Origin of the sequence: Halalkalicoccus subterraneus (assembly GCF_003697815.1) — an archaeon.
GTDB lineage: Archaea > Halobacteriota > Halobacteria > Halobacteriales > Halalkalicoccaceae > Halalkalicoccus > Halalkalicoccus subterraneus.
In genome coordinates this window covers 1-22957 of record NZ_RDQG01000080.1, presented here as the reverse complement: position 1 = coordinate 22957, position 22957 = coordinate 1, and the positions used below count along the sequence as shown (strand labels likewise).

Annotated in this window: 26 protein-coding genes and 1 pseudogene; 13 read left to right on the top strand and 14 right to left on the bottom strand. The window is 68.5% G+C overall.

Features of this window, described 5'->3' with window-relative positions; all coding sequences use genetic code 11:
* Together EAO80_RS21040 and EAO80_RS17150 are read right to left on the bottom strand one after the other, a co-directional pair.
* A pseudogene (locus tag EAO80_RS21040) lies at positions 1 to 108 on the bottom strand (DUF7124 domain-containing protein); the annotation flags it as partial.
* Positions 105 to 1820 (bottom strand): aldehyde ferredoxin oxidoreductase family protein, encoded by a 1716-nt coding sequence (locus EAO80_RS17150; protein WP_122091058.1) that lies wholly within the window; start codon positions 1818 to 1820, stop codon positions 105 to 107. The gene EAO80_RS17150 and the pseudogene EAO80_RS21040, both read right to left, overlap by 4 nt.
* A 94-nt stretch (positions 1821 to 1914) precedes the next feature.
* On the opposite strand from EAO80_RS17150, the gene EAO80_RS17145 reads away from it, so the two are divergent.
* Complete coding sequence (locus tag EAO80_RS17145) at positions 1915 to 2307, top strand: hypothetical protein (RefSeq protein WP_122091057.1); 393 nt, start codon at positions 1915 to 1917, stop codon at positions 2305 to 2307.
* A gap of 113 nt (positions 2308 to 2420) precedes the next feature.
* Here the strand turns inward: EAO80_RS17145 and EAO80_RS17140 are convergent, their stop codons facing one another.
* Positions 2421 to 2948 (bottom strand): hypothetical protein, encoded by a 528-nt coding sequence (locus EAO80_RS17140; RefSeq protein ID WP_122091056.1) that lies wholly within the window; start codon positions 2946 to 2948, stop codon positions 2421 to 2423.
* A gap of 87 nt (positions 2949 to 3035) precedes the next feature.
* Between EAO80_RS17140 and EAO80_RS17135 the strand changes: the two genes are divergently transcribed.
* Positions 3036 to 3818: a 7-carboxy-7-deazaguanine synthase QueE gene (locus EAO80_RS17135; protein WP_122091055.1), complete on the top strand. Its 783-nt coding sequence runs from the start codon at positions 3036 to 3038 to the stop codon at positions 3816 to 3818.
* A 39-nt stretch (positions 3819 to 3857) separates the two neighbouring features.
* Positions 3858 to 4523 (top strand): 7-cyano-7-deazaguanine synthase QueC, encoded by a 666-nt coding sequence (gene queC, locus EAO80_RS17130; protein ID WP_122091054.1) that lies wholly within the window; start codon positions 3858 to 3860, stop codon positions 4521 to 4523.
* A 1-nt stretch (position 4524) separates the two neighbouring features.
* On the opposite strand, the gene EAO80_RS17125 is transcribed toward queC, so the two are convergent.
* From EAO80_RS17125 to EAO80_RS17105, 5 genes are all read right to left on the bottom strand, one after another.
* Positions 4525 to 5577, bottom strand: a complete 1053-nt coding sequence (locus EAO80_RS17125) for a glycosyltransferase family 4 protein (RefSeq protein ID WP_122091053.1) — start codon at positions 5575 to 5577, stop codon at positions 4525 to 4527.
* Positions 5577 to 5954: a 6-pyruvoyl trahydropterin synthase family protein gene (locus tag EAO80_RS17120; RefSeq protein ID WP_122091052.1), complete on the bottom strand. Its 378-nt coding sequence runs from the start codon at positions 5952 to 5954 to the stop codon at positions 5577 to 5579. The genes EAO80_RS17125 and EAO80_RS17120 overlap by 1 nt, the downstream gene beginning before the upstream one ends.
* A 9-nt stretch (positions 5955 to 5963) precedes the next feature.
* Entirely contained in the window at positions 5964 to 6737 is a 774-nt protein-coding gene (locus EAO80_RS17115) for a GTP cyclohydrolase III (protein WP_122091060.1), read from the bottom strand.
* Positions 6738 to 6790: 53 nt separating this feature from the next.
* The gene (locus tag EAO80_RS17110) at positions 6791 to 7375 is read right to left on the bottom strand and encodes a hypothetical protein (RefSeq protein ID WP_122091051.1); all 585 of its coding nucleotides are present in this window, start codon (positions 7373 to 7375) and stop codon (positions 6791 to 6793) included.
* 191 nt (positions 7376 to 7566) lie between these two features.
* A complete protein-coding gene (locus tag EAO80_RS17105) occupies positions 7567 to 7968 on the bottom strand; it encodes a VOC family protein (RefSeq protein WP_122091059.1) in 402 nt (133 codons plus the stop codon).
* 170 nt (positions 7969 to 8138) lie between these two features.
* Between EAO80_RS17105 and EAO80_RS17100 the strand changes: the two genes are divergently transcribed.
* The 3 genes from EAO80_RS17100 (at position 8139) to EAO80_RS17095 (ending at position 12380) form a co-directional block, all read left to right on the top strand.
* Positions 8139 to 10514: a PAS domain S-box protein gene (locus EAO80_RS17100; protein ID WP_122091050.1), complete on the top strand. Its 2376-nt coding sequence runs from the start codon at positions 8139 to 8141 to the stop codon at positions 10512 to 10514.
* Positions 10515 to 10902: 388 nt separating this feature from the next.
* Entirely contained in the window at positions 10903 to 11046 is a 144-nt protein-coding gene (locus EAO80_RS19915) for a hypothetical protein (protein ID WP_162994059.1), read from the top strand.
* Positions 11043 to 12380, top strand: coding sequence for an MFS transporter (locus EAO80_RS17095; protein ID WP_122091049.1), 1338 nt, complete (start codon positions 11043 to 11045; stop codon positions 12378 to 12380). The genes EAO80_RS19915 and EAO80_RS17095 overlap by 4 nt, the downstream gene beginning before the upstream one ends.
* An 80-nt stretch (positions 12381 to 12460) precedes the next feature.
* Here EAO80_RS17095 and EAO80_RS17090 read toward each other — a convergent pair whose 3' ends face one another.
* Positions 12461 to 13384 (bottom strand): ABC transporter substrate-binding protein, encoded by a 924-nt coding sequence (locus EAO80_RS17090; RefSeq protein ID WP_122091048.1) that lies wholly within the window; start codon positions 13382 to 13384, stop codon positions 12461 to 12463.
* Positions 13385 to 13461: 77 nt separating this feature from the next.
* Between EAO80_RS17090 and EAO80_RS17085 the strand changes: the two genes are divergently transcribed.
* The 5 genes from EAO80_RS17085 (at position 13462) to EAO80_RS17065 (ending at position 16692) form a co-directional block, all read left to right on the top strand.
* Complete coding sequence (locus tag EAO80_RS17085; RefSeq protein WP_122091047.1) at positions 13462 to 14631, top strand: MFS transporter; 1170 nt, start codon at positions 13462 to 13464, stop codon at positions 14629 to 14631.
* A 161-nt stretch (positions 14632 to 14792) separates the two neighbouring features.
* Complete coding sequence (locus EAO80_RS17080) at positions 14793 to 15239, top strand: MoaD/ThiS family protein (RefSeq protein ID WP_122091046.1); 447 nt, start codon at positions 14793 to 14795, stop codon at positions 15237 to 15239.
* A gap of 40 nt (positions 15240 to 15279) precedes the next feature.
* On the top strand, positions 15280 to 15936 hold the full coding sequence (locus tag EAO80_RS17075) for a helix-turn-helix domain-containing protein (protein ID WP_122091045.1): 657 nt from the start codon (positions 15280 to 15282) through the stop codon (positions 15934 to 15936).
* Positions 15937 to 15967: 31 nt separating this feature from the next.
* The gene (locus tag EAO80_RS17070) at positions 15968 to 16381 is read left to right on the top strand and encodes a GIY-YIG nuclease family protein (protein ID WP_122091044.1); all 414 of its coding nucleotides are present in this window, start codon (positions 15968 to 15970) and stop codon (positions 16379 to 16381) included.
* A gap of 74 nt (positions 16382 to 16455) precedes the next feature.
* Positions 16456 to 16692, top strand: coding sequence for a DUF2061 domain-containing protein (locus EAO80_RS17065; RefSeq protein ID WP_122091043.1), 237 nt, complete (start codon positions 16456 to 16458; stop codon positions 16690 to 16692).
* On the opposite strand, the gene EAO80_RS17060 is transcribed toward EAO80_RS17065, so the two are convergent.
* The 4 genes from EAO80_RS17060 to EAO80_RS17045 all read right to left on the bottom strand — a co-directional run bounded on the left by EAO80_RS17060 (position 16693) and on the right by EAO80_RS17045 (position 20966).
* A complete protein-coding gene (locus tag EAO80_RS17060) occupies positions 16693 to 16872 on the bottom strand; it encodes a DUF7511 domain-containing protein (protein WP_122091042.1) in 180 nt (59 codons plus the stop codon).
* Positions 16873 to 16959: 87 nt separating this feature from the next.
* Positions 16960 to 18024, bottom strand: a complete 1065-nt coding sequence (locus tag EAO80_RS17055) for a phosphotransacetylase family protein (protein ID WP_122091041.1) — start codon at positions 18022 to 18024, stop codon at positions 16960 to 16962.
* On the bottom strand, positions 18021 to 20108 hold the full coding sequence (locus tag EAO80_RS17050) for an acetate--CoA ligase family protein (RefSeq protein ID WP_122091040.1): 2088 nt from the start codon (positions 20106 to 20108) through the stop codon (positions 18021 to 18023). The genes EAO80_RS17055 and EAO80_RS17050 overlap by 4 nt, the downstream gene beginning before the upstream one ends.
* Before the next feature lie 120 nt (positions 20109 to 20228).
* The gene (locus EAO80_RS17045; RefSeq protein ID WP_122091039.1) at positions 20229 to 20966 is read right to left on the bottom strand and encodes an SDR family NAD(P)-dependent oxidoreductase; all 738 of its coding nucleotides are present in this window, start codon (positions 20964 to 20966) and stop codon (positions 20229 to 20231) included.
* A gap of 80 nt (positions 20967 to 21046) precedes the next feature.
* Here EAO80_RS17045 and EAO80_RS17040 point away from each other — a divergent pair, with 80 nt between their 5' ends.
* Positions 21047 to 21493: a universal stress protein gene (locus EAO80_RS17040; RefSeq protein ID WP_122091038.1), complete on the top strand. Its 447-nt coding sequence runs from the start codon at positions 21047 to 21049 to the stop codon at positions 21491 to 21493.
* A 3-nt stretch (positions 21494 to 21496) separates the two neighbouring features.
* On the opposite strand, the gene EAO80_RS17035 is transcribed toward EAO80_RS17040, so the two are convergent.
* Positions 21497 to 22417, bottom strand: a complete 921-nt coding sequence (locus EAO80_RS17035) for a DUF2171 domain-containing protein (RefSeq protein ID WP_122091037.1) — start codon at positions 22415 to 22417, stop codon at positions 21497 to 21499.
* Between the two features lie 118 nt (positions 22418 to 22535).
* On the opposite strand from EAO80_RS17035, the gene EAO80_RS17030 reads away from it, so the two are divergent.
* Positions 22536 to 22957: ROK family protein (locus tag EAO80_RS17030; protein WP_162994058.1), on the top strand; the 422-nt coding region annotated here is incomplete at its 3' end.

Genomic DNA, 22957 nt, shown 5'->3' with positions numbered 1-22957 from the left:
TTCCTCGTCGGGGTCGCCCTCACCGCGCCAGAACCAGTCGCCGCGGTTGGGCTGGGGTTCCTCGTCGGGTTCGGTCTCGATCTCGTCGAGGTCGATGCTGTCGGTCATGTGAGGTCGAGTTCGTCCAGCTCCAGTCGTTCGAGCGTCTCACGGGTTGGCCGACCCCGCCGGTCCCACCCGCGGGCGGCGTAGTAGCGATCGAGCAGCTCCTCGAACGCGTCGGGGTCGATCGCCTCCCCGTCGCTCGCGGGCCGGGTGAGCGCCTCGGGAACCCGATCGGCCTCACGAGCGAGCCCCTCGCGGACGTTGAACAGGCGGGTGAGCGTCCAGACGCGCTCGCCGAGGGCAGCCAGATCGGTCGGAGAGAGGTCGTAGCCCAGCTCCGAGAGCCACGCCGCGCCCAGGTCGGTAAAGGACTCGCCGACGAAGTCGTCGACGATCAGGCTCCACAGCACCGAACGGCGGTTCTGCTCGGCGATCACGCGCTCGACGCGCTCGGCGTCGTCCCAGCGGGAGAACGGTTCGTCCTCGATGGGGCGAGCCCGTCGGTGACAGCCCCCGCGGTCGCTCGTGGCGTAGGCCAGCGCCATCGAGCGGGTGCCGCGGGGATCGTAGGCGGGCAGCTCCATCCCCTTGATCGCGGGGACGAAATCCCGGCCGCCGAACGCCTCGGCGGCCCGTTCGACCCCGTCCGCGAGCGCCGCCCCCAGCGGGCTTTCGCGGGTCGCGATCTCCTCTAGCAGGTCGCGGGCGGCCTCCTCGTCGCCGAAGGCGAGTTCGCGCTCGATCAGCCCCGTCTCGCTCGCGCGGATCGCCCACGCGACGGCGTTGCCCGCCGAGATCACGTCGATTCCCAACCTATCGCACCGGGCGCCGAGCGCGGCGACCGCGTCGAACTCGTCGATTCCCAACCCGGCTCCGAGCGTCATCTGGGTCGCCCCTCGGGGAACGCTCTCGCCGTCGTCCGTAGGGACGGTGAACCCCCCCGGGATCGCCCCCTCGCTCTCTCGGCCGGTCGATGCGGCGCGGGCGGCCTCGATACCGATCCCCTCGATCCCCTCGAAGCGGTTCTCCTGCCAGCCGCGGGTCGCGAGCGCGCCGACCTCGTCGGCGAAATCCACCGATTCGAGCGTCTCGCTTGCGGCCTGCCAGCGCCCGGTGTCGTCGTCCGCGAAGCGCTCCTCGTAGATCTCGCGTAACTCGGCGTCCTCCGCAGGAGCCTCGCCGCGGGCGACGACCGCCTTCAGTCGCTTGGCGCCCATCACCGCGCCCGCGCCACCCCGGCCGGCGTGGTGGTCGCCGCCGTCGGCGGCGATGGTCGCGTAGTTCACCCGGTGTTCGCCCGCCGGGCCGATGCAGGCGACGTGTCCCTCAAAGGCCGCCGCGGTCTCGGCGGCATCGGCTCCCCACGTGTCGGTGGGTTCGAGGGTCGCCTCGCCGTTCTCCACGGCGAGCGCCATCGGCTCGTCGGCCCGGCCGGTGATGAGAATGGCGAGACAGTCCGAGAGGGCGCCGCCCAGCGCCCCCGCGAACTCGCCGCCGCTGTACGAGTCCAGAAACGCCCCCGTCAGCGGCGATTTGGTGATCGCGGCGTAGCGCGCCTCGCCCGGTGCCCGGCCCGTGAGCGGGCCCGTCGCGAACAACAGGGCGTTGTCGGGGCCAAGCGGGTCGATACCGGGGTCGAGCTCCTCGTAGAGGTAGCGTGCGCCGAGTCCCTTCCCGCCGACGTAGCGTTCGAGCCACGGCTCGGGGATCCGTTTCCGAGAGACCGTCTCGGCCGCGAGATCGACCCGAAGCAGAAAGCGGGCGGGGGGAACCATGTGTGACGCTTCTAGCGGCCGAGGCGTCCATAAACCCTACTATGGCCGAACCCGCCGGGAAAACGTTATTCGTATTCCCATGGTATCATCCCACATGGACTCGGACGACGGGCCGACCGACGCGGAGCGCGAACTCCTCCACGAGTGCCAGCTCGGGATCGAGTACCTCCACCGCGCCTACGGCGACCTGCTCGCCTTCCACCACGAGGTCGGCCACGCGATGGACCGTTTTGCGGTCGCCGAGCGGGAGCTGCGGGCGTTGGGCTACGAGGGGTTCGCCGACGAGCTGCGCGACGACCACCTGCCGGCGGGGGCGGTCGGGGACGCGTGGACCTACGAGCTCGTCGAGGCGTTCCAGCGGGGGATGCTCGCGTCGGTCGTCGCCTTCGAGTGCGACCTGCGCGAGGAACTGGCCGAGGGGCGATCCCACGTCGCCGAGCGCAGACAGCAAGCGGCGTGGCGCGAACGTGCCGACCGGGAGGAGTGAGTGCGACTGGAAGATCCGGCGCGTGGTGACGGCGTTTTGCGGCGCTAAACACGACTGTTCGTTCTCATTTACGTCGAAAAACGGAGGGTTGCGAATCGGCGAATCTCGTGGATTCAGTCCCAGTCGTCGTCGACGTTCTCGTCGTCGCCCCGCGACCAGAGCGCGAACGCGACGAGCACGACGACGAGCACGAACGCGACCGTCACGCCGAGTCCGCGGCCCGATTCTGCCTCCTCGTCGGCAGTCTCGTCCTCGGCTTCGGACTCCTCGTCCTCGTCGCCGATGTCTTCGTTGACCTCCTCGACGAGGTCCTCCTCGAAGGAGTCGACCTCGTCGTCGCCGCCGACGTCTTCGTCCTCGTCCTCGAACAGCTCTTCTGCGACCTCGACCGCCGAGCCGGATTCGTCTTCGTCCTCCCGGAGCTGTTTGAGCACGCCCGCAACGGTCGTCGCCGTAGTGAGGAGCGTGCTGGCGGTTTTGAGCGTATCGCCGAGGTCGTCGTCCGTCGTCTCACCTTCGTTTCGGTCCCCTTCGTCGCCTCCGCTGCCCGAGAAGAGGCCGCCCGCGTCGGTCGATGCTTCCGCGTCCTCGCCCGTGCTGATCAGCGACGGATGGTCGACGGTGATTTCGATGAGTGCCATACCCTATCCACACCGGTCACGTCCTTAAAAGTGCAGGCAGTCGACCGGAGCCGTAACCCTCACCCCGGTCGGTCGCCACGAACGGGTATGAGCCGTCCGCAGGGCACCGGCGACGCCACGAGCGAGGAGGCCACCGGATCGGAAACCGGGGACGAACCAGCCCTCCCGATCAACGAACTGTTCTACTCGCTGCAGGGCGAGGGGAAGCTTGCCGGCGTCCCCTCGACGTTCGTCCGCACGAGCGGCTGCAACCTCCGGTGTTGGTTCTGCGATTCGTATCACACCTCGTGGGAGCCCTCGGGCGACTGGATGGACGTCGGGAGTATCATCGAGGGGATCGAGGAGCAGGGCACGGACCACGTCGTCCTCACGGGCGGCGAGCCGCTGATCCACGACACGAGCGAACTCCTCTTGACTCGGCTCGCCGAGGCGGGCTATCACACCACCGTCGAAACCAACGGGACCGTGGTGCCCGACGCGCCCCTCGACCTGGCGAGCGTCAGCCCCAAACTCGCGAGCAGCACGCCGACGTCCGAGAAGGATCCCAAGGGAGAGGGAGAATGGGAGGAACGCCACGAGGACCGGCGGATCGACCTCGATACCCTCTCCCGGATCTGCGAGCGCTACGATCATCAGTTGAAGTTCGTCGTGACGAGTCGAGAGGACATGGACGAGATCACGGACCTGCTCTCGCGGTTGCGCGAACGGGTCGAAATCAGCGACGAGGACGTGCTGTTGATGCCCGAGGGCGCGACCCGCGAGCGACTGGACGAAACCCGCAATCGGGTGGCGGAACTCGCGATGGAGTACGGCTTTCGCTACACGCCCCGGCTGCACGTCGACCTGTGGAACGACGCGCCGGGGACCTGATCCGAGGGGTCTATCCACCCCCATCACGTCCACTCGCCCATGTCAGAAGCCGTCGTCCTCCTCTCGGGGGGCATGGACAGCGCGACCGCCGCCTACGAAGCTAAGGAAAAGGGCTACGAGATCGCGGCCTTGCACACTTCCTACGGCCAGCGGACGGAGGGAAAGGAGTACGAGTGTGCACAGTGGCTCGCCGAGGACCTCGACGCCGCCGACTTCCTGCACATCGAAACCGACCACCTGAGCGCGATCGGCGGGTCGAGTCTGACCGACGAGTCGATGGCGGTCGGCGACGCCACCGACGAGGAAGAAATTCCCGATACGTACGTTCCCTTCCGGAACGCGAACCTGCTGTCGATGGCGGTCTCCTACGCCGAGGCCCGCGGCGCGGAGGCGATCTACATCGGCGCACACTCCGAGGACTTCGCGGGCTATCCCGACTGCCGGCCCGCCTTCTTCGAGGCCTTTCAAGACGTGGTCGACACGGGGACGAAGCCCGAGACGGAGATCTCGATCGAGGTGCCCTACGTCGAGGACTCGAAGACCGAGATCGCAGCGCGCGGGCTCGACCTCGGCGTGCCCTACGAACACACGTGGAGCTGTTATCGCGAGGAAGCGCCGGCCTGCGGAACGTGTGATTCGTGTACCTACCGGAAGGAGGCCTTCGAGCGTGCGGGAAGCGAGGATCCCATCTCGTACGCGGAGTGACTCAGGCGAGACGCGTTTCGAGGAAGGCCCGTATCCGGCCGGCCATCGCGTCCCACGTCGGGTGGCGCTCGAAGCGCCGACGGGCCGCGAGACTCATCCCGACCAGTCGGTCGCGGTCGCCCGCACAGGTCTCGATCGCGCGCGTGATCGCTCCGTGGTCACCGGGGTCGACGAGAAAGCCCGTCTCGCCGTCGGTCACGAGGTCACGAGCCCCGCCCGCCGTGGTGGCGAGCGCGGGGAGGCCGAACGCCATCCCTTCGAGGTAGACGATGCCGAAGCCCTCGTGGGTCGAGGGGACGGCCAAGAGATCCGACGATTCGAGACATGCGGCGAGCGCGTCGTCGTCGAGCCAGCCCGTGAACTCGACCCGGTCTTCGAGCCCCAATTCAGAAACGAGGTCGTGGATTTTCCCACTGTAGTCGGGATCGCTCTCGCCCCCGACGACCGTGAGCCGCCAGTCTGCGTCGGTCCCTGCGAGCCCGCGAACCAGCGAGTCGAGGCCCTTGCGCGGAATGAGGTTGCCGACGAAAATCACCTCGAAGGGCTCGCGTCGGGCGCGTTTCGCGATCTCCTCGTCGGACGGGAGACCGTCGAATCGGTCCGCACCCGGCCACGCAACCATTCCTGGGACATCCGTCAGCCGTGAGACCGCGGCGCGGGTGGGGCGGCTGTTGCAGATCACGGCGTCGACCGTCGAAAGGTACGCGCGTTCGATCGCGCCGACCAGCCGGCGTTCGAGACCCGTCGACTCGCTCGCGCGGAGGTGGTGGACGACCGAGACGATCGGGTACTCGGCGTCGAGTCGACGGTTCAGCCCCACGAGCGAGGGGTGACAGAGCTCGTCCTGGAGAAGGACGTCGAACGGGCGGTCGAACTCGCGGGCAACACGTGGAGAAAGGTTGTGGGCGAGGCTCTCCGGATAGCTCGTTTCGGGCAGGGAGATCACGTCGACCCGGTCGCCCCGCGCTCTGAGCCCCTCGACGAGGCGGCGGTCATAGCGATATCCTCCGGAGCGAGGCTCCAGGTCGCCGTAGACGACGAGGCCGATATGCATCAGATCGCCCGTTCGTAGGCCGCCCACGCGATCTCGTCCTCGTGGATCCTCACGCGAAGGGTTTCGACTTTGGGGGCGTTGAGATCGCCGGCGAGCCGGTCGGCGACGATCCGCGCAAACTGCTCGACGCTCGGGTTCAGATCCGAAAAGTCATCCAGGTCGTTGAGCAGTTCGTCGCGGTAGCGCTCCTCGATCCCGTCGATCGCGGCCGTGAGGTCGTCGATGTCGAGCAGGTAGCCGTACTCGTTCAGCTCGGGACCCTCGCACTCGACGGCGAGTTCGTAGTGATGCGAGTGGACCTGGCCCTCAGGACCGGGGTCGGGGACGGTGAGGAAGTGCTGTGCGACGAAATCGGTGGTGACGGTAACGGTGTACATACTCGTGGGTCAGTCGTCCGCGACGGCGGTGCGCTCGACGCGGGTGCCGTTGTGGCGACACTCCTCCAGGGCGTGTTTGGCGGCCATGCCGGCGTCGTGGGCGCTCCGGCCGCGCCCGACGCCGACCTGTAGATCGACGTCGACCGCCTCCGAGACGTGCGCGATGGCTGCCTCGTAGGCCGATTGGGAGAGGTCGGGACAGGTCGCGATGATGTTGTCGCCGCCGACGAAGAAGGAAAGCGAGTCGTGCTCGGCGTGCATGTGGCGCATCAGCGCGGCGTAACCCTGTTCGATGGCGATGAACGTCTCGAAGGCGTCGACCCGGTCGGTGTAGGTACCCGTGACGTCGATCACGTCGAAGTGGGCGATCTGGACGTCGTCGTCGGTTCGATCGTCCTCCGGGAGAACCTCGCCGCCGAGGATCTCGCGGCGCTCGCCGTCCTGGGCGCTGCCGGCGGTCTGGAGCACGCGAGTCGCGTCGGCGAGCGCCGCCCGCGGGGACGGGTCCGTGCCGATCCCCATGCTGACCGAGACGGGATAGCGATTGCCGACCGACTCCTGGATCAGGTCGTGGTCGGCACGCGAGAGCCCGTTGGTGACGGCGATCATGTTGTCGAAGCGCGTGAAGAAGACGTACCCCCCTTCCCGGCCGATCTGCTGGGAGAGGTCGGCGTAGAGGCGCGACTGCAGCGTCTGGAGATCGACCTCCCGGCGGGGCTCGGGCGTAACGGTCCACGGCCCGTAGTTGTCGATCTGGACCAGCGTGATCTGTGTCGTCACGATGGGCGAACAGTGGGGCCATGCCCTTATTGCGTTTTGGAAAGGAAGCGGCACTGTCACAACAGCCCGCGAATCCGCTGGAGCAGCGGTTCGAGGATCGGGTTCGCGCCGACACAGAGGTACGCCGTCCGCGGCTCGTAGCCCGCGCCCCGACGGAGCGAAAGCGCCGTCGCGACCGCCCGGTGGTTGCCGTCGGCGACGTGCCAGGGCACCGCCCCCCGACGGGTGGAGAGTACCAACGGGTCGTCGTCGGGCAGCTCCCGCGAGAGGCGCTCGATCGCAGGGACGTCGACGCCCGTCGTGCGGGCCAGTCGGTCGGGATCCCCCCGGTCGATCCGGCGGGCACAGCCCTCGACGGTTCCGTCGGGCGAGAGCGCCCCCCAGCCGAGTTCGGGAGGCCCCTCGATGACGTGCAGGCGGTCGAAACGCGCCCGCGAGAGCGACAGTCGGTAACAGGCGTGGGGCGCGTCGCGCCAGAGAAAGGCCGCCGCGCCGGGGTTCTCGGTCAGCAGTGCATCGAACGCCCCGCTCGCCGTCGAGGGCGGGTCACCCTCGTGCTCACGGGCGAGCCACGCGCGGACGACCGCCTCGCGGGGGACGCGATGGGCTGAACGGCGCTCCCGCCTCGTGAACCGAGACACACGTTCACGAGCATCAGAGACGGCTTAGGCCTGTCGGCGCGGCAAGCTTACGCCGCCGGGCGGGTAATCCGGAGCATGCTCGTCCTCGGCGACGCCCACGCGGACGACCCCGACAACCGCGAGGCGCCGTCGGGGTATCACCGCTCCACGACCGCCGAGGCGGATGCTACGGAAGGCGTCGCGGGCCGGTCTCAGTGGAACTTCAGCTCGACGCGCCGGCCGTCCGGGTCGCGGACGTAGGCGGCCCAGTCCCGGCCGTAGGCGCCGAGGCGCTCGCGCGGTTCGCCCTCTTCGACCTCGACGCCGGACTCGCGAAGCTCATCGAGGTAGTCCTCGATCGCCCCCCGCGTGTCGGTGTCGTCCGAGCGAAGCAGCAGGCAGACGTGCTCTCCGTCGACGTCGAACTCCTCCTCGACGGGCACGAGATGGAGATGCCGACCGCCGGCGGCGACCGCGACGAACGGCAGCTCGCCGTCCTCGAACTTCTCGCGATCCCTAACGGGCAGGCCGAGCAGGTCGTGGTAGAACCCGAGCGCCCGGTCGAGATCGCCGACGCGGATCGCGACGTGGTCGAGGTCCGAGATCTCGATCATCGCCCGCCCACCCCGGAGGAGGTAACTCGCGGCGTCCGTCCGTTCGAGCGGGCGCTCGGAAGCGGTGTCATGGTCGGACGACGGGCGACGAACACAAAGGTTCGGGGGAGGGTTTATGATCCGATCGGCCATGTCGGTTGACATGCGACGACGGATCGGGGGTCGGTGAGATGGGAGCCAGCGATCGCATCGAGCGGTGCGTCCGCGAGTACGAGCGGGCGTTCCGCCGGCTCACCGAGAACGCCTCGGAGGGATTCTGGATCAGCGATCCGGAGTTCAGGACGATCTACGTCAACCCGGCGTTCGAGGAGATCTGGGGTCGCCCGCGCGAGCGGCTCCAGGGCGACCCCCGGACGACGATCGAGGCGATCCATCCCGAGGACCGCGAGCGGGTCGAGCGCGCGATCGAGGGGATGATCGACACCGGCGCGTTCGACGAGGTCTATCGGGTCCGCCGGCCCGACGGGTCGCTCCGGTGGGTCCACGACCGGGGGTTCCCGGTCCGCGACGAGGAGGGCGAGATCGTCGACATCGCCGGGATCGCGACGGACGTCACCCACCGAAAGCGCGTCGAGCGCACGCTCCGCTGTCAGCGCGACCGCACCGAGTGGCTGATCGAGACGAGCCCGGTGATGATCCTCGTGCTAAACGAAGACCGCACGATCACCTTCGCCAACGAGCGGGCCGAGGAGCTCGCCGGCGTCGAGGGGATCGCCGGCACGCCCTTCGAGGCGTTCCCCTGGCAGCTGATCGCGGACGGCGAACCGCTCACACCCGGAGAACGGCCGTTCGACCTCGTCAGGGAGCGCGACGAGCCGATGTACGGGCGTCGCTACCGCGCGGAGATCGGCGGGCGGACGCGCTGGCTGCGGATCAACGCCGCGCCGCTGTTCGAGGACGGCACGTTCGACGGGGCGGTCTTCGCGATCGAGGACATCACCCGACAGAAGCGCCGCGAGGACGCGCTGTCGGGGCTCCACGGGACGACCCGGGAGATGATGCGCGCGGACAGTGAGGCGGCGGTCTACGACGCCGCAGTCGCGGCCACCCGCGAGCACCTCGGGCTGTCGGCGGTAGCGGGTTACCGCTTCGACGCCGACGGGCCGGTCCTCCGGCCGGCAGCGCACGCCCCCGCGGCCGCGGAGTTCGTCGAGCGCGAGCCCCGGATCGACGGGGGCCCCGTCTGGACGGCGTTCGTCGAGCGGGCCGTCGAGCGCGAGGGGGATCTCACCGCGATTCCGCTGGGTTCCCACGGCGTGCTGGCGCTGTGGGACGAGGTCGACGAGGAGCGGCTGTCGGTCGTACGCGTGCTCTGTGACAACGTCGAGGCCGCCCTCGACCGAACGAACCGCGAGCGCGACCTACGGACCCGCCGCGAGGAGCTCCGGCGCGCGAACGCCGAGCTCGAACGCCTCAACCACGTCACCGACCTCGTCCGCGGCGTGACCGGGGCGCTCGTCCGGGCGGACAGCCGCGAGGAGATCACTCGAACCGTCTGCGAGCGCCTCGCGGCCGCCGACCCGTATCGCTTCGCGTGGGTGGGCGAGCGACGCGAGGGGTTCGTCCCGACGGCGCAGGCGGGCATCACCGAATCCGCGCTCGACGGACTCGACCGCGAGGACTCGGCGGCCGCGCGGGCGGCCCGGACCGGAGAGCCGGTGATCGAGCGGGAGCTGATCGAGTCGGGGTGTGCCAGCCAGCGCGCCGACGCGCTCTCGCAGGACTACCGGGCTGTGGCGGCCGTACCGCTCGGCCACCGCGACCGCAGCTACGGCGTGCTGAGCGTCCACGCGGTCGACGGCGGGGCGTTCCGCGAGGACGAACGCGAGGTGCTCGTCGAGCTCGGCGAGACCGTCGGCTACGCGATCGACGCCGTCGAGACGCGCAACGCGCTCGCGAGCGACGGCGTCACCGAGCTCCGGTTCGCCGTCGAGGACCCCGAGTGCCTGCCGGCCGCGCTCGCGGTGGGCGGGAAGCTCGACCACCGAGGGGTCGTCCCCCGTGACGACGGGACGATCCGCTGGTTCTGCACCGTCGACGCGCCCGCGGATCGCGTACAGCGGGCGGCCGACGACGACGCGCGGGTCACCTCCTGTAACCCGACCGAGGCCGACGGGCGAACACTGCTCGACTGCGCGGTCCGCCCGCCGTGTCTGCTCTCGCCGTTTCTGGATCGCGGCGTATCGATCAGCTCGCTGACGGCGACGCCCGAGGGAACGACCGTCATCGCCGAAACCGCCGTCGAGGACGACGTTCGCGCGCTCTGTGAGGCGCTCGAAGCGGAGTACGACGGCGTCGAACTGACCGGCCGGTGGGACCTCGACCGCCCGCCGCGAACCCGCGAGGAACGACGGAACGGGATCGCCGCGGATCTGACCGACCGCCAGCGAGAGATCCTGCGGATCGCCCACCTGAGCGGCTACTTCGAGACGCCCCGCCGGATCACCGGGGCCGAGCTCGCCGAAAGCCTCGGCATCAACCGCTCGACGTTCCACCGCACGCTGCGGGCCGCAGAACAGACGAGCTTCGACGGGCTGCTGGAGTGAATGCAACTGGTTGCATTCGACGAGAAATCGACCGCAACGGGTTGCACCGGATCGTTTTTCCGGTCCCTTCCGTAGCCGGAGTGCCGTGTCAACGGGGCACTGTCAGAGGCACCCATCTGACACACGGCCGTTCACCGCGCCAACGCAGGTTGTCACCTGAGTCCACGCTACCACCGCGTTCGACCCACCCGACTCGGAGCATCGGGGATGGTTCTCTTTCCGCGAGTTTCGCGGCGCCGCGGTCTCCCGTTCTATCGCGACCGAATGCACCGGAGAGCCGTCTCAGATCGACGAGATCGCGTTCGTCCGTCGGACAACGCCACACGACCGGATACCGAGCGCGTTCTCGGAGCGGGCGGGACGGTCGGGTCTCGACACGAGGGTCGTCATGGGCGAGTGGACCATCGGGGCGAAACCCTATCTACGGGGAGAAACGACGATACCCATGGTCGCGACCTCGGCGATCCGAACCCGACTGCCTGCAGCGACGGGCGCGAACCGGGCGGCGGCGGACGAACGTGTCCACGGATGACGGCCGAAACCGACTCGCCGGACACCCTCGCGGCGTACAAACAGTTCTTCTCGCTGGAGCGTGACGTGCTCGTCCTTTCGCTTGCGATGTTCGCCTTCAGCCTCGGCTTCCAGATGACCTCGCGGTACGTTCCCGAGTACATGGCCGCGCTGGGGGCCAGTACCTTCGTCATCGGCCTGTTCGGAACGGTGGGGAACGTCATCAGCGCCGTCTATCCATATCCCGGCGGCGCGCTTTCCGACCGGATGGGCTCGCGGATCTCCCTGACGGTCTTCGGTCTGCTTTCGAGTCTGGGCTTTCTGTTCTGGCTTCTCGCGCCAAACCTCGGAACGATCGTCGTCGTCGGGGTCGTCCTCGAGCCCTGGATCTGGATCTTCGTCGGCCTCTTTCTCGCCCAAGCCTGGAAGTCCTTCGGGCTGGGCGCGACCTTCGCCATCGTCAAACAGTCGGTCCCGCCCTCCCGGCTCGCCCGCGGCTTCGCCAGTACGGAAGTCTTCCGGCGCTCGGCCTTCCTCGTCGGCCCGCTGATCGCCGCCGGGGTCCTGTACTTCTTCGCGGACTTCGCCGTCGGCTTCCAGTACGTGCTCGCGGTCGCGGTCGTCTTCGGTCTGCTCGCGACGGCCGCCCAGCACTACCTCTACGAGGCCGAGGACACCTCAATCGGTAAGGAGTTCGAGGGACTGGCCTCGATCCGCGAGGACCTGCGTGCGCTGCCCCCGGAGCTCCGACCGCTGCTGGTCGGCGACACTCTCGTGCGGTTCGCCAACGGCATGGTCTACGTCTTCTTCGTCATCGTCGTCACCCAGTTCCTCGAAGTCGGGCTCACCGTGGGTCCGATCGAGCTCTCGCCGGCCGTCTTCTTCGGCGTGTTGCTCGCGATCGAGATGGTGATCGCGCTTGTCTCGATGCCGCCGGCCGCGAAGCTCGCCGAGTCGGTCGGTCTGAAACCCATCGTCGCGCTCGGGTTCGCGGTCTACGCCGTGTTTCCGGTCCTGCTGATCTCCGCGCCCGCCAACGCCGTCGTCGTCGCGCTGCTCTTTGCCTTCTCGGGGTTGCGCTTCGCCGGGCTACCTGCTCATAAAGCGCTGATCGTCGGACCGGCCGAGCGCGATACGGGAGGGAGAGTCTCGGGGGCGTACTACCTCGTGCGCAACGCGGTCGTGATCCCGAGCGCCGCCCTCGGAGGGGCCATCTACGGCGGGCTCTCGATCCCCGGCACCGGCCTGGCATACGCCGGCAGCCCGACCGTCGCGTTCGCGCTCGCGAGCCTGATCGGGGGTATCGGAACCGCCTACTTCCTCGCGTTCGGCGAGGAGTTCGAGGCCTACGCCTGATTCGCCCGGGTTGCCTGCAGGTTGCGCGACGATTCCTCTATAGCTCTCCGGAGGAGTCCGCTATGGGGATCCGGGGCCGATCAATCCGCCGAGAGCGACTCGGGCGGGAGACGAGAGAGCGCATCGGCCGCGGGCAGGTCGAACCGGTCGGGATGGAGCGCGCCCGCGAGCAGTTCGAGCGAATCGACCAGCCGGTGGCTCGGTCGGTTCATGTACGTGGAGCCGTCGATCAGGTAGACGCGACCCTCGCGGACGGCAGTCAGTTCCGACCAGCCCGCCCGCCCCCGAAGCTCCGCGAGGTTCCGTTCGGTCTGTTCGATCCCGAACCCACACGGTGCAACGATCAGCGTTTCGGGGTCGAACTCGACCACGGTGGACCACTCGACGGGCGTCGAGGCCTCCCCTGCGTCGACGATGCCGTACTCGCCGCCCGCGGTTCCCACTAGCTCGGGCACCCAGTGGCCCCCGATCATCACCGGGTCCATCCAATCGATATCGAGGACCCGCGGGCGCTCTTCGGGGTCGTCGGGCGCGCGCTCGCGGACCCGCTCGACGCGCGCCCGACAGTCGGCGACCAACTCGTCGGCTTGTTCCTCCCGACCAACGGCCCGCCCGATCCGCGCGATATCCGAAAAGACGTCCTCCAGACCGTGGGGATCGGTCGTGAGCACCTCACAGTCGAGGTCCAGCTCCGCGACGGCCTCGCGAACCAGGACGGTGTCGACCGCACAGACGTCACAGATCCCCTGAGTGACGATCAGGTCGGGGTCGGCGCGCTCTAGGGCGTCCAGTCGGATCTCGTAGACTCCGCCGGCACGCTCGGCGTCGAGCACCTGCTCGTCGATGGTCGCGCTGTCGGCGTTCTCGTCGACCGACGAGCGGGTGATGTCGGGCAGCTCGCGCACTTCCGGTGGGTGGTCGCAGCTGTGGGAGGTCCCGACGGGCTCGACGCCCAGCGCGCAGACGATCTCCGTGGCCGAGGGTAGCAGGGTGACGACGTTCATACCCCCCTGTAGGGGACGGGGTGACATAGCTTCCGGGACCGATGGGGACTTCGGGGCGGGCCGACGAGCCTAGCGTAATGGGTCGGTGGACGTACCGGACGACGGTTCTCGCGCTGTGTACGCTCGCCTTCTTCGCGACGATGGTTGCCCGGCTCGTGATCAGCCCCGTCGTCCCCGCCATCGAGGCGGAGTTCGGCGTCACCTCGACGGTCACCGGCGTGGCGCTGACGGGGCTGTGGATGGCCTACTCGCTCTCGCAGTTCCCCTCGGGGATCCTCGCGGATCGCTACGGCGAGCGCTCGGTGATCCTCGCGGCGATCGGGCTGACCGCGCTCGCGAGCGGAGCGCTCGCGCTCTCGCCGTCGATCTGGGTCTTCCTCGCTCTGACGGTCTGTCTGGGTGCGGTCGCGGGGCTTCACTACAGCGTCGCTACCACCCTGCTGACCAAGGAGTTCGAGAACATCGGCTCGGCGATCGGGATCCACAACTCCGGTGCACCCCTGGCTGGCCTGCTCGCACCGCTTGCGGCCGCCGCGGTCGCCAGCCGGATCGGCTGGCGCTACTCGATCGGGCTGGGCGCGCTGAGTGCCGCCCCCATCTTCTTCCTGTTCGCGTGGAAAGTGAGAGAAACCGAGCCCGCGCGCCCGAACCAACCCATGCGCGACCGGATCGCGCTCGGGCCCCTGACGGAGCTTCTGACCCGCCCGCAGATCGCCTTCACCGCACTGCTCGCGATCTGTTTCGAGTTCGTCTGGCAGGCCACCGCCTCCTTCCTGCCGACCTTTCTGGTCGCCCACCACGGCTACTCGATCGGGCTCGCGAGCGCCTTCTTCTCGGCGTACTTCGTGATCCACGGGCTCACCCAGCCGACGATCGGCTCGCTGTCGGACCGCTTCGGCCGCGAGGCGGTCGCGGCCGCCTGCGCCCTGCTCGGAATCGCGGGCTACGGCCTGCTGGTCCTCGGGTCGAGCCTGCTCGTCGTGGGAGCCGCGATCACACTCGTCGGCACGGCCATGAGCTGGGGGGCGGCGGTCCTCCCCCGATTCATGGACTACCTCTCGCCCGAGGAGCGCGGGGCGGGCTTCGGGCTCGTGCGCACGAGCTACATGCTGGTGAGTGCGACCGGGAGCGCCGTCGTCGGGTCCGTCGCCGACATCGCCTCGTGGGGGGTCGCGTTCTCGCTGTTCCTCGTGCTCCTGTCGGTCGTCGTCCTCGCGCTGGGAGCGAACGCCCTCCGGGGGCCGTAGACCGGACAAGAGTTATGTCGCCCGTCGATTCACACACGACCGTGTGGCCGACAGCGCGGGGACGGAGCGGCGAACGCGAACCCTACAGCGACCCCACGAGGGGCTCTTTCGTCGACCACCCGGCCGAACGGACGGGTCCATGAGCCGAGTCCGAGCCGAACATGTTCGTACTCGTGGTTTCAGTGGTCGAGTGTCTACTGTCGGACGTGAGCACGACAGAGGCCGACCCCGAGTCCGAACCGCGGCCCCGAACCACCGTGACCGTCGTCTGTACCGGTCACGTCTACGACGCGGTCGGGAAACACCGGTTCTCGTACAGCTTCGAGGGAACGACGCTTCGGGAGCTGCTCGACGAACTGTTCGCCGAGTACGACATCGCGGACCTGCTGATCGCCGAAACCGAGGCCGACGCGACCGCCCACGGCTGGGCGACCCCGCCCGAGGAGCTACCGGGTACCTGGAAGAAGAACCCCGAGGGCGAGCAGACGCGCGCGTACGCCCGCGTCACGGTCAACGGTCGGTTCAACGAACATTACGAGGGGCTGGACACCGAGCTCGACGAGGGCGACCGGGTGGGGCTGATGTACCCGTTCATGTTCTGCTGCTAGCGTGGCCGGCTCGTCGCCCGAACCTGTGGGGGTGGCGCTGATGGCGGAGGCACGCCTCTCGATCGGCCTTCCGGAGGGCGTCTGGATCGCCGACGTCTCGCGGGCGCACCCCGAGACGAACGTCCGGGTGCTAGCCGCGATGCCCGGCGACGGGGTCGGGTTCGGACTGGTGCGGATCGACGGGCCCGACCGCGAGGCGGTCGTCGAGTGGATGCGCGGGGCGGAGGACGTCACGGCCTGTTCGGTACTCCACCGGGGCGATCGGGGGACGCTCGTGCAGTTCGAGACCACCCAGCCCCTGCTGTTGCTCTCGGCGCGCGAGTCAGGGATCGCGATCGAGCTCCCGATCGATATCAGCGACGGGAGCGCGACCGTCGAAATCACCGCTTCCAGAGAACGCCTCTCGAAGCTGGGCGAACAGCTGCGGGCGTTCGGGCTCGACTTCGAGGTCGAGTACGTGCGCGAGCAGGTGCGAGTCGAACACCCCCTCCCCGAACGCCAGCGTGAGGTCCTGCTTGCAGCCGTCGAGAACGGCTACTACGACACTCCTCGTCGATGCTCGCTCACCGACCTCGCCAACGAACTCGGGGTCGCGAAATCGACCGCGAGCGAGACGCTTCACCGTGCGGAGGGGACCGTCATCAAGCAGTTCGTCGCCGGGCTGGCCAACGCCGGTGATCCGCGGTCCGAACCGTAACCGTCCTCTCTCGGCCGACCGACGGACGAACATGGGCGGCACCTACACGCTCGTGATCGCACTTCCCGAGCCGGCGACGATCGACGTCGGCGCGCTCGGCACCCAAGAATTCTCGGCGGGACGCTACGCCTACACCGGAAGCGCCTTCGGCCCCGGCGGATTCTCGCGGGTCGACAGACACCGCGAACTCGCCCGCGGCGAACGCGATACCCGCCACTGGCACGTCGATTACCTGCTCGGCCACCCCACCGCGGCGATCGAAGCCGTCGTTCGCACGCCCGAGGAGGACGTCGAATGTGCGGTCGGCCGGACGCTTCCTGACGCCGGGATCGACGGGTTCGGAGCTTCGGACTGCGACTGCGTGTCGCACCTGGCATACGCAGCGAACGGACTGCTCGATGCCGTCGAGCGCGCCCACCGTGAGTCAAGCGATCCCGATGAGTAATCGTATAAGGTTACATTAACACAGAAAGTAACCTGAATCGGTAGAGTGAACAGGGAGTACCGAGACGAAATACCATGACTGACGCAGCTTTCGCGCGGCAACCGAGCCAGAGCCGATCGCGTGCGATCGTCAAGACGGTCTGCTACCGGCTGTTCATGTTCGCGATCACGGCGGGCGTGGCGTTTCTCGTGACCGGGGCGGCGGGCGAGGCGCTCAGCATCGGGGTGGCGACGAACCTGCTGAAAACGGGGACGTACTACGTCTACGAGCGTGCGTGGGCGCACGTGACGTGGGGCGTTGACGTTCGGTAGCTACCGGTGCTCGTCGAGATCGACGACCGTCTCGGGATCGGCACTGATCCAAGCGGTGTAACGCCGGTCGTCGTCGGGGTCCTCGGGGGCGAGCGTCCAGCACTCGAGGGCCTCGCCGTCCTCGTGGGTGATGAGCCGAAGCGACCCGCCGAAGCCGTCCGAGAGCAATGACGTCGTCACGAACGAATCGAGGGGGCGAGCACATAACTACGGTCGGCTTGCGCCTGCTTGCGGCGAGAATCGAACGATGGCGGGCGGTTTGGGGCGTCAGTCGCCGCCGAGGAGCGCCCCGGTATCGGCGTGTTCCTCGATGAGCGCGCGCATCCGCGCGACCGTCTCGGCGCTACGGGTCCGCCCCCGCCTGACGACCTCCTCGGCGCGCTCGATCGTCGAGAGCGTATCGGATCGAACGACCATGACCGGGACGCCCTTCTCTTCTGCCTTCCCGACGACGGCACCGGAGGGACGAAGCCCGCCAGTGAGGACGAGACACTTCACGCCGGAGGCCTCGAGCGCCACGGTCTGGACGTCCGAGCGATCCCCGCCGGTGATCAGCGCGGCGTTGCGAGCCCGCCGGAAATGGCGAAGCGCGGAATCGCCGCCCATTGCGCCGACGAGGAAGCGCTCGACGAATTCGTCAGTAGCTGCGTCCGTCAGCAGCTCGGCACCCAGTTCGTCGGCGAGCTCGCCGACGGTGACGCCCGCCAGCTCCTGCGTTCGGGGGAGCGCTCCCAACACCGGGATTTCCCGACCTTCGAGGAAGGGGACGGTGTCCGATTCGAGCGAGTCGAAACTCGCGTCGCCCACGGCGTTGAAGACGACGCCCGCGAGACGGTCTCCCAGTCGGTCGGCGGCCCCGAGGACCGCGTCGGTGTCACCCGCACTCGCGTAGGGCGAGATCAACACTACCTCGGCGTCGAACAGGTCGGCGAGGTCGGCGTCCGTGAGATCGACGATCCCGCCGGTATCGAGGTCGCTCGCGCCCTCGACGAGCATCAGGTCCCGCTCCGCCGCGAGCGCCTCGAAGTTCTCCCGTACCGTCTCGCGCAGCTCTGTGGGGTCCTCCCGGCCGCGGATCGCCTCCTCGACGAACGTCGGCGAGTAGACGATCGGCTCGAGCTCGTGCATCTCCGCATCGAGATCGAGCAGCTCGCGGGCGAGCAGGGGGTCCTCGTCGATCGTCTTGCCGACGTTGCTCTGCAGGCGCGTGCCCTTCGGTTTCATGTAACCCACGTTCAGGCCCTGTTCGGCGGCCAGCTGTCCGAGCGCGAGCGCGATGGCGGTCTTTCCTGTGCTGTCCTCGGTGCCGGTGATGAGTACGGTTCGGGTCATTGCTCTACGGTGAGGGCGATGTCGATGGCCGTCGCCTCCTCGGGCGTGACGACCAGCGGGTTGATGTCCAGTTCCACGATCTCGGGGAAATCCGTCACGAGCTGCGAGAGGCGCTGGATCGTCTCGGTGATCGAGGCCTCGTCGACGGGCTCGCGTCCCCGGGCGCCCCGCAAGAGGGGCGCGGCGTCGATCTCGTCGATCATCGCGCCCGCCTCGTTCCCGCTGACGGGCGCGACCCGGACGGTCACGTCCTCGAGGGTCTCGACGAAGATCCCGCCGAGGCCGAAGAGGAGGAGCGGGCCGAACTGCGGGTCGCGGTTCATCCCGACGATGGTCTCGACCCCCGAATCGAGGTCGACCATCTCCTGGACCTGGACGCCCAGCAGGGTCGCGTCGGGCTGGTAGTTCCGGGCGCGGGTCACGAGGTCCTCGTAGGCGTCGTAGACGTCCTCGCGAGCGACGCCGACCTTCACCCCGCCGATGTCCGACTTGTGCATGATATCGGGGGAAACGATCTTCATCACGGCCTCGCCGTCGATCTCGGCCGCGATGCGTTCTGCCTCGGCGGGGTCGGAGACGACCTCGCCCTCCGGAATCGGAACCCCGTACGCCTCCAGTATTCCCATCGCCTCGACGCCGATCCGGTTGTCCCCCCTGTCCTCCGCGCGGTCGAGCAACTCCCTGACTCGCTCGCGGTCGACGTCGAACTCGGCGGGGGCGTCGTATTCTCTCCCTCTGATCTCGCGGTACTCCGCGAGCGAATCGAGGCTGTCGACCGCGCGGGCGGGGTCGAAGTAGTTGGGGATGCCGGCGTCTCGGAGGAGTTCGGCCGCGGGTGCGACGCGCTCGCCGCCCATGAAGCAGGCTGCGACGGGCTTGTCGTGTTTCGCGCGCAGTTCGATGGTCCGCTCGGCCAGCTCCTCGTAGTCGAGCACCGCGGTCGGCGCCGAGAGGACGAGGGCCATCCCGACGTTCGGGTCCGCGAGTGCCGTATCGAGCGCGCCCGCGAAGCGCTCGACGTCGGCGTCGCCGACGATGTCGACGGGGTTGTAGACGTTCCCTTCTGCCGGTAGCGACTCGCGGAAGCGGTCGATGGTTCCCTCGGAAAAGGAGGCCATCGAGAGCCGGGAATCGCCGACCGCGTCCGTCGACATCACGCCGGGGCCGCCCGCGTTGGTGATGACGGCGACGGTCTCCGAGTCGGGCAGGGGCTGGTTCGCGAGCATTCTCGCCGAGTCGAAGAGATCCTGCACCGACTCGGCCCGAAGGACGCCCGCCTGCTCCAGTCCGGCCTCGTAGGCCCGCTCGGAGCCGGCGATCGTCCCCGTGTGTGAGGACGCGGCCTGCGCGCCCGCGTCGGTCCGCCCGGACTTGACGAGGACGACCGGGGTGTCCCGGGTGACTTCGCGGGCCGTCTCGATGAACTCCCGACCCTCCGAGATCCCCTCGAGGTAGCCGATGATCACGTCGGTGTCCTCGTCGTCCCTCCACGTCTCGACGAAGTCGACCTCGTCGAGTACCGCCTTGTTACCGAGAGAAACGACGTCCTTGAAGCCGATTCCCTGATCGTTGGCCCAGTCGATGACCGCCGTGACGAACGCCCCCGACTGGCTCATAAACGAGAGGCTCCCTTCGAGGGCGTCGTCCGGCCCGAACGTGGCGTTCAGTCCGAGGGGCGTACTCATCACTCCCAAACTGTTGGGCCCGACGAGGTTGAGGTCGTACTCGTGTGCGATCCCTCGGAGTTCGCGCTCGCGGCTCGCCCCTTCACTGCCCGTCTCGGCGAAGCCGGCGGTGATCACGACGACGTTTCGCACCCCGATCTCGCCGGCCTCGCGGACCGCATCGAGCGCGATCCGCGGCGGGACGACCACCACCGCGAGGTCGGGATCGCCCGCCTCTTCGAGCGAGTCGACGCAGGGTGCGTCCAGCACCGTCTCGTAGTTCGGGTTGACGCCGACGACCTCGCCGTCGAAGCTCGCGAGCAGGTTCGACGTGATCGCGTGGCCGACCGACCCCTCCCGCGGGGTGGCCCCGACGACGGCGACCCGGTCGGGCGAGAACAGGCCCGTTAGCTCGCCCACCGGCGGTTCACCCCCGATTCTCGTGAGTGACGCCTCGCGTGCGGCGTGATGGCCATACGGTATCGCGTTCGATGGGCGGCCGTATAACTCGTGTGGCGCGGACGAGGACGGCCGCGGATCTCAGACGTCCTCGGGCAGCCACCCGCCCGAGACCTCGACGTTCGCGCCGCTGATGTAATCGCTTCCCTTCTCGAGGAAGGTGAACACCGCCTGGGTGACGTCCTCGAAGCCCGCGGGCCTGCCCTGCGGGAGTTCGTCGGGAAACTCGTCGGAGTTCTCGATCACGTACGGCGAGACCGCGTTGACCGTGATCCCGTCCGACTGGGTGTCGGCGGCGAGCATCCGGGTGAACATCAACACGCTCGATTTCGCCATGAAGTAGGGCGCGTTCTTCGGGTTGATCAGTCCCTTCTCGGCGGAGGCGTACCCGACGTTGACGATCCTCCCCCAGCCCGCCTCGCGCATCGCCGGAAGCGCGCGCTTCGAGCAGAGATACGTCCCGGTGACGTTGGTCTCCATGACCGTCTGCCACGTCTCGAAGGCCATCTCCTCCCAGTGGGCGGGCGCGAACGCGCCGACGTTGTTGACCAGCACGTCGACGGCGCCCAGTTGGGACTCGACCGCCTCAAACAGTCCCTCGACGGCCTCGGGGGCGGTCACGTCACCGCGAACGGTCGTCGCTTCGACGCCTTCTCGTCGAGCCTGCTCGGCGATTTCGTGGGCGTCGTCCCCGCTGGTGTGGTAGTGGACGGCGACGTCCGCGCCCCGTTCGGCACAGGCGAGCGTGAGCGCGCGGCCGAGTCCCTTCGCGCTGCCGGTGACCAGAACGGTGTGCCCGTCGAGGTCGGGTTCGATCATACCGGTGGTTGGGTCGAACGCGACATAGCCCTTGCCGATACCGACCCACGTTTATAACGACGGCCCGTGTACGGGCCAGCATGGCCATCGAAACGATCGTCCTGGCCGTCGGCCAGGAGGACGAGGACAGAGCGAAGCGACTCGCCGAGACCGCGATCGAGATCGCCGAACCAACCGGGGCACGCGTCGTACTCTCGCACGTCTTCAGCGACCAGGAGTTCGACGAGGTGATCGAGCGCCTCGACTTCGACGCGAGCGAGAACCCCGATCCCAGCGACGTCGCCTCCCGGCACGTCACGACCCGGACGGTCGCCCAGTCGCTCGACGCCGTCGACGTCGACTACGAGATCCGCGGCGAGGTCGGCGATCGCGGCGAGGCGATCGTCGATCTGGCGAAGGCGGTCGATGCCGACCGGATCATCGTGGGCGGCCGGCGACGCAGTCCCACGGGCAAGGCGGTCTTCGGCAGCACCGCCCAGGAAGTGATGCTGTCGGCACCCTGTCCGGTAACGTTCGTTCGGGACTGAGCCTCAGAGCCGGTCCCGATCGTCCTCGTCCTCATCGTCGTCACGGCCGAGTTCGGCGTCCTCCTCGGCCCCGCGGGTCACGGCCTCGCTCGTCGAGGGCTGGTCCTCCGGGTCGGCCTCCGACTCGGGATTGAGCTCCTCGGCGTTGTCCCGGACGTCCTCGGTGTCGCGCGGCTCGTCGGGAACCGGGTCCTGCACGTCCTCTTCCCCGCGGAGGTCATCGACCTGTTCGTCCTGCACGTCCTCGCGGCCCGACGTGTCCTCGACGCCCGGTGGACGCTCGTTGGCGTCCTGCCCGTCCATCGCGCCGTCGGCAGCGTCGTCCTCGCCGGCGGGGACGCCCATCTCGTCGCTCGCGGAGTCAGCGTCGCGCTCCGAGACGCCATCGTCGGTCAGTTCGTCCGTGCCGCGCTCGCCGGTGGTCCGCTGGTCGGTGAGGTCGCCGGCGTCGTCCATCTCGGCGGCCGTCTCGTCGCCCGAAAGGTCGCCGGCGATGGGGTCGTCGTCGCGCTCCTCGGGTGGGAGGTCGTTCCTATCGGTCGTGGCTCCCTGCTCGTGGCCCATCCCGGAGCCCGTATCGTCCGCGATCGTTCCCTCGTCGCCGCTCGCGTCCGTTCCCGCCTCGGTCCCGGTCCCAGTCCCGGTCGTCGCGCCGGCGTCGACGTCCGTTGCCTCGGGATCGTCGGGGGCGAGGTGGACGGCGTCGTCGGTGATCTCGGCGACGTGTGCGGGGGCGATCGTCTGCGTCCCGTCGGTGTCGCCCCAGCCCAGCGTGGCCTTGATGCTGTCGGTCAGGCCGGGGTCGGTCTCGACGTGGATCGTCCCCCCTTCGACGGCGCTGACGATGCCGATCTCCTCGCCGGTCGAGTCGATGACGGTCTTACCGGTGTCGTCCTCGGTCGGCTGGCTGTTGTCAGTTGCCATGGCGGTGATACGACGGGAAGGCGGATAAAGACGGACCCGGACTGTGCATGGATGCCGATGACATCGTTCGCCGAATCTATGTAGTTAAGTGGCGGGCGGATCGTTTCGTGAAACGAAGATGGCACACTACGCCGGCGTGGATCTCGGGGCGACGAACATCCGGGCAGCGGTCGCGGACGAGGAGAGCGAGATCCTCGCGCTCGCCCGTCGAGCGACCCCGCAGGGGCCGACCGGGATCGACGTCACCGAGGCCGTCCTGCGCACGCTTCGGGAGGCCTGCGAGGAGGCCGACGTCGCCTCGGGGACGGTCGAGGCCGCCGGGATCGGCAGCTTCGGCCCGTTCGACCTGGCGGCGGGGACGATCGAGAACCCCGCGAACCTCCCCGATACCGTGGAAACGATTCCTCTGACCGGCCCCGTCGAGAAGCTCATCGATTCCGAGCGAGTGTACCTCCACAACGACACCATCGCGGGCGTCATCGGCGAGCGCTTTCACGCCGATCGCAACCCCGACGATATGGTCTATCTCACCATCTCCTC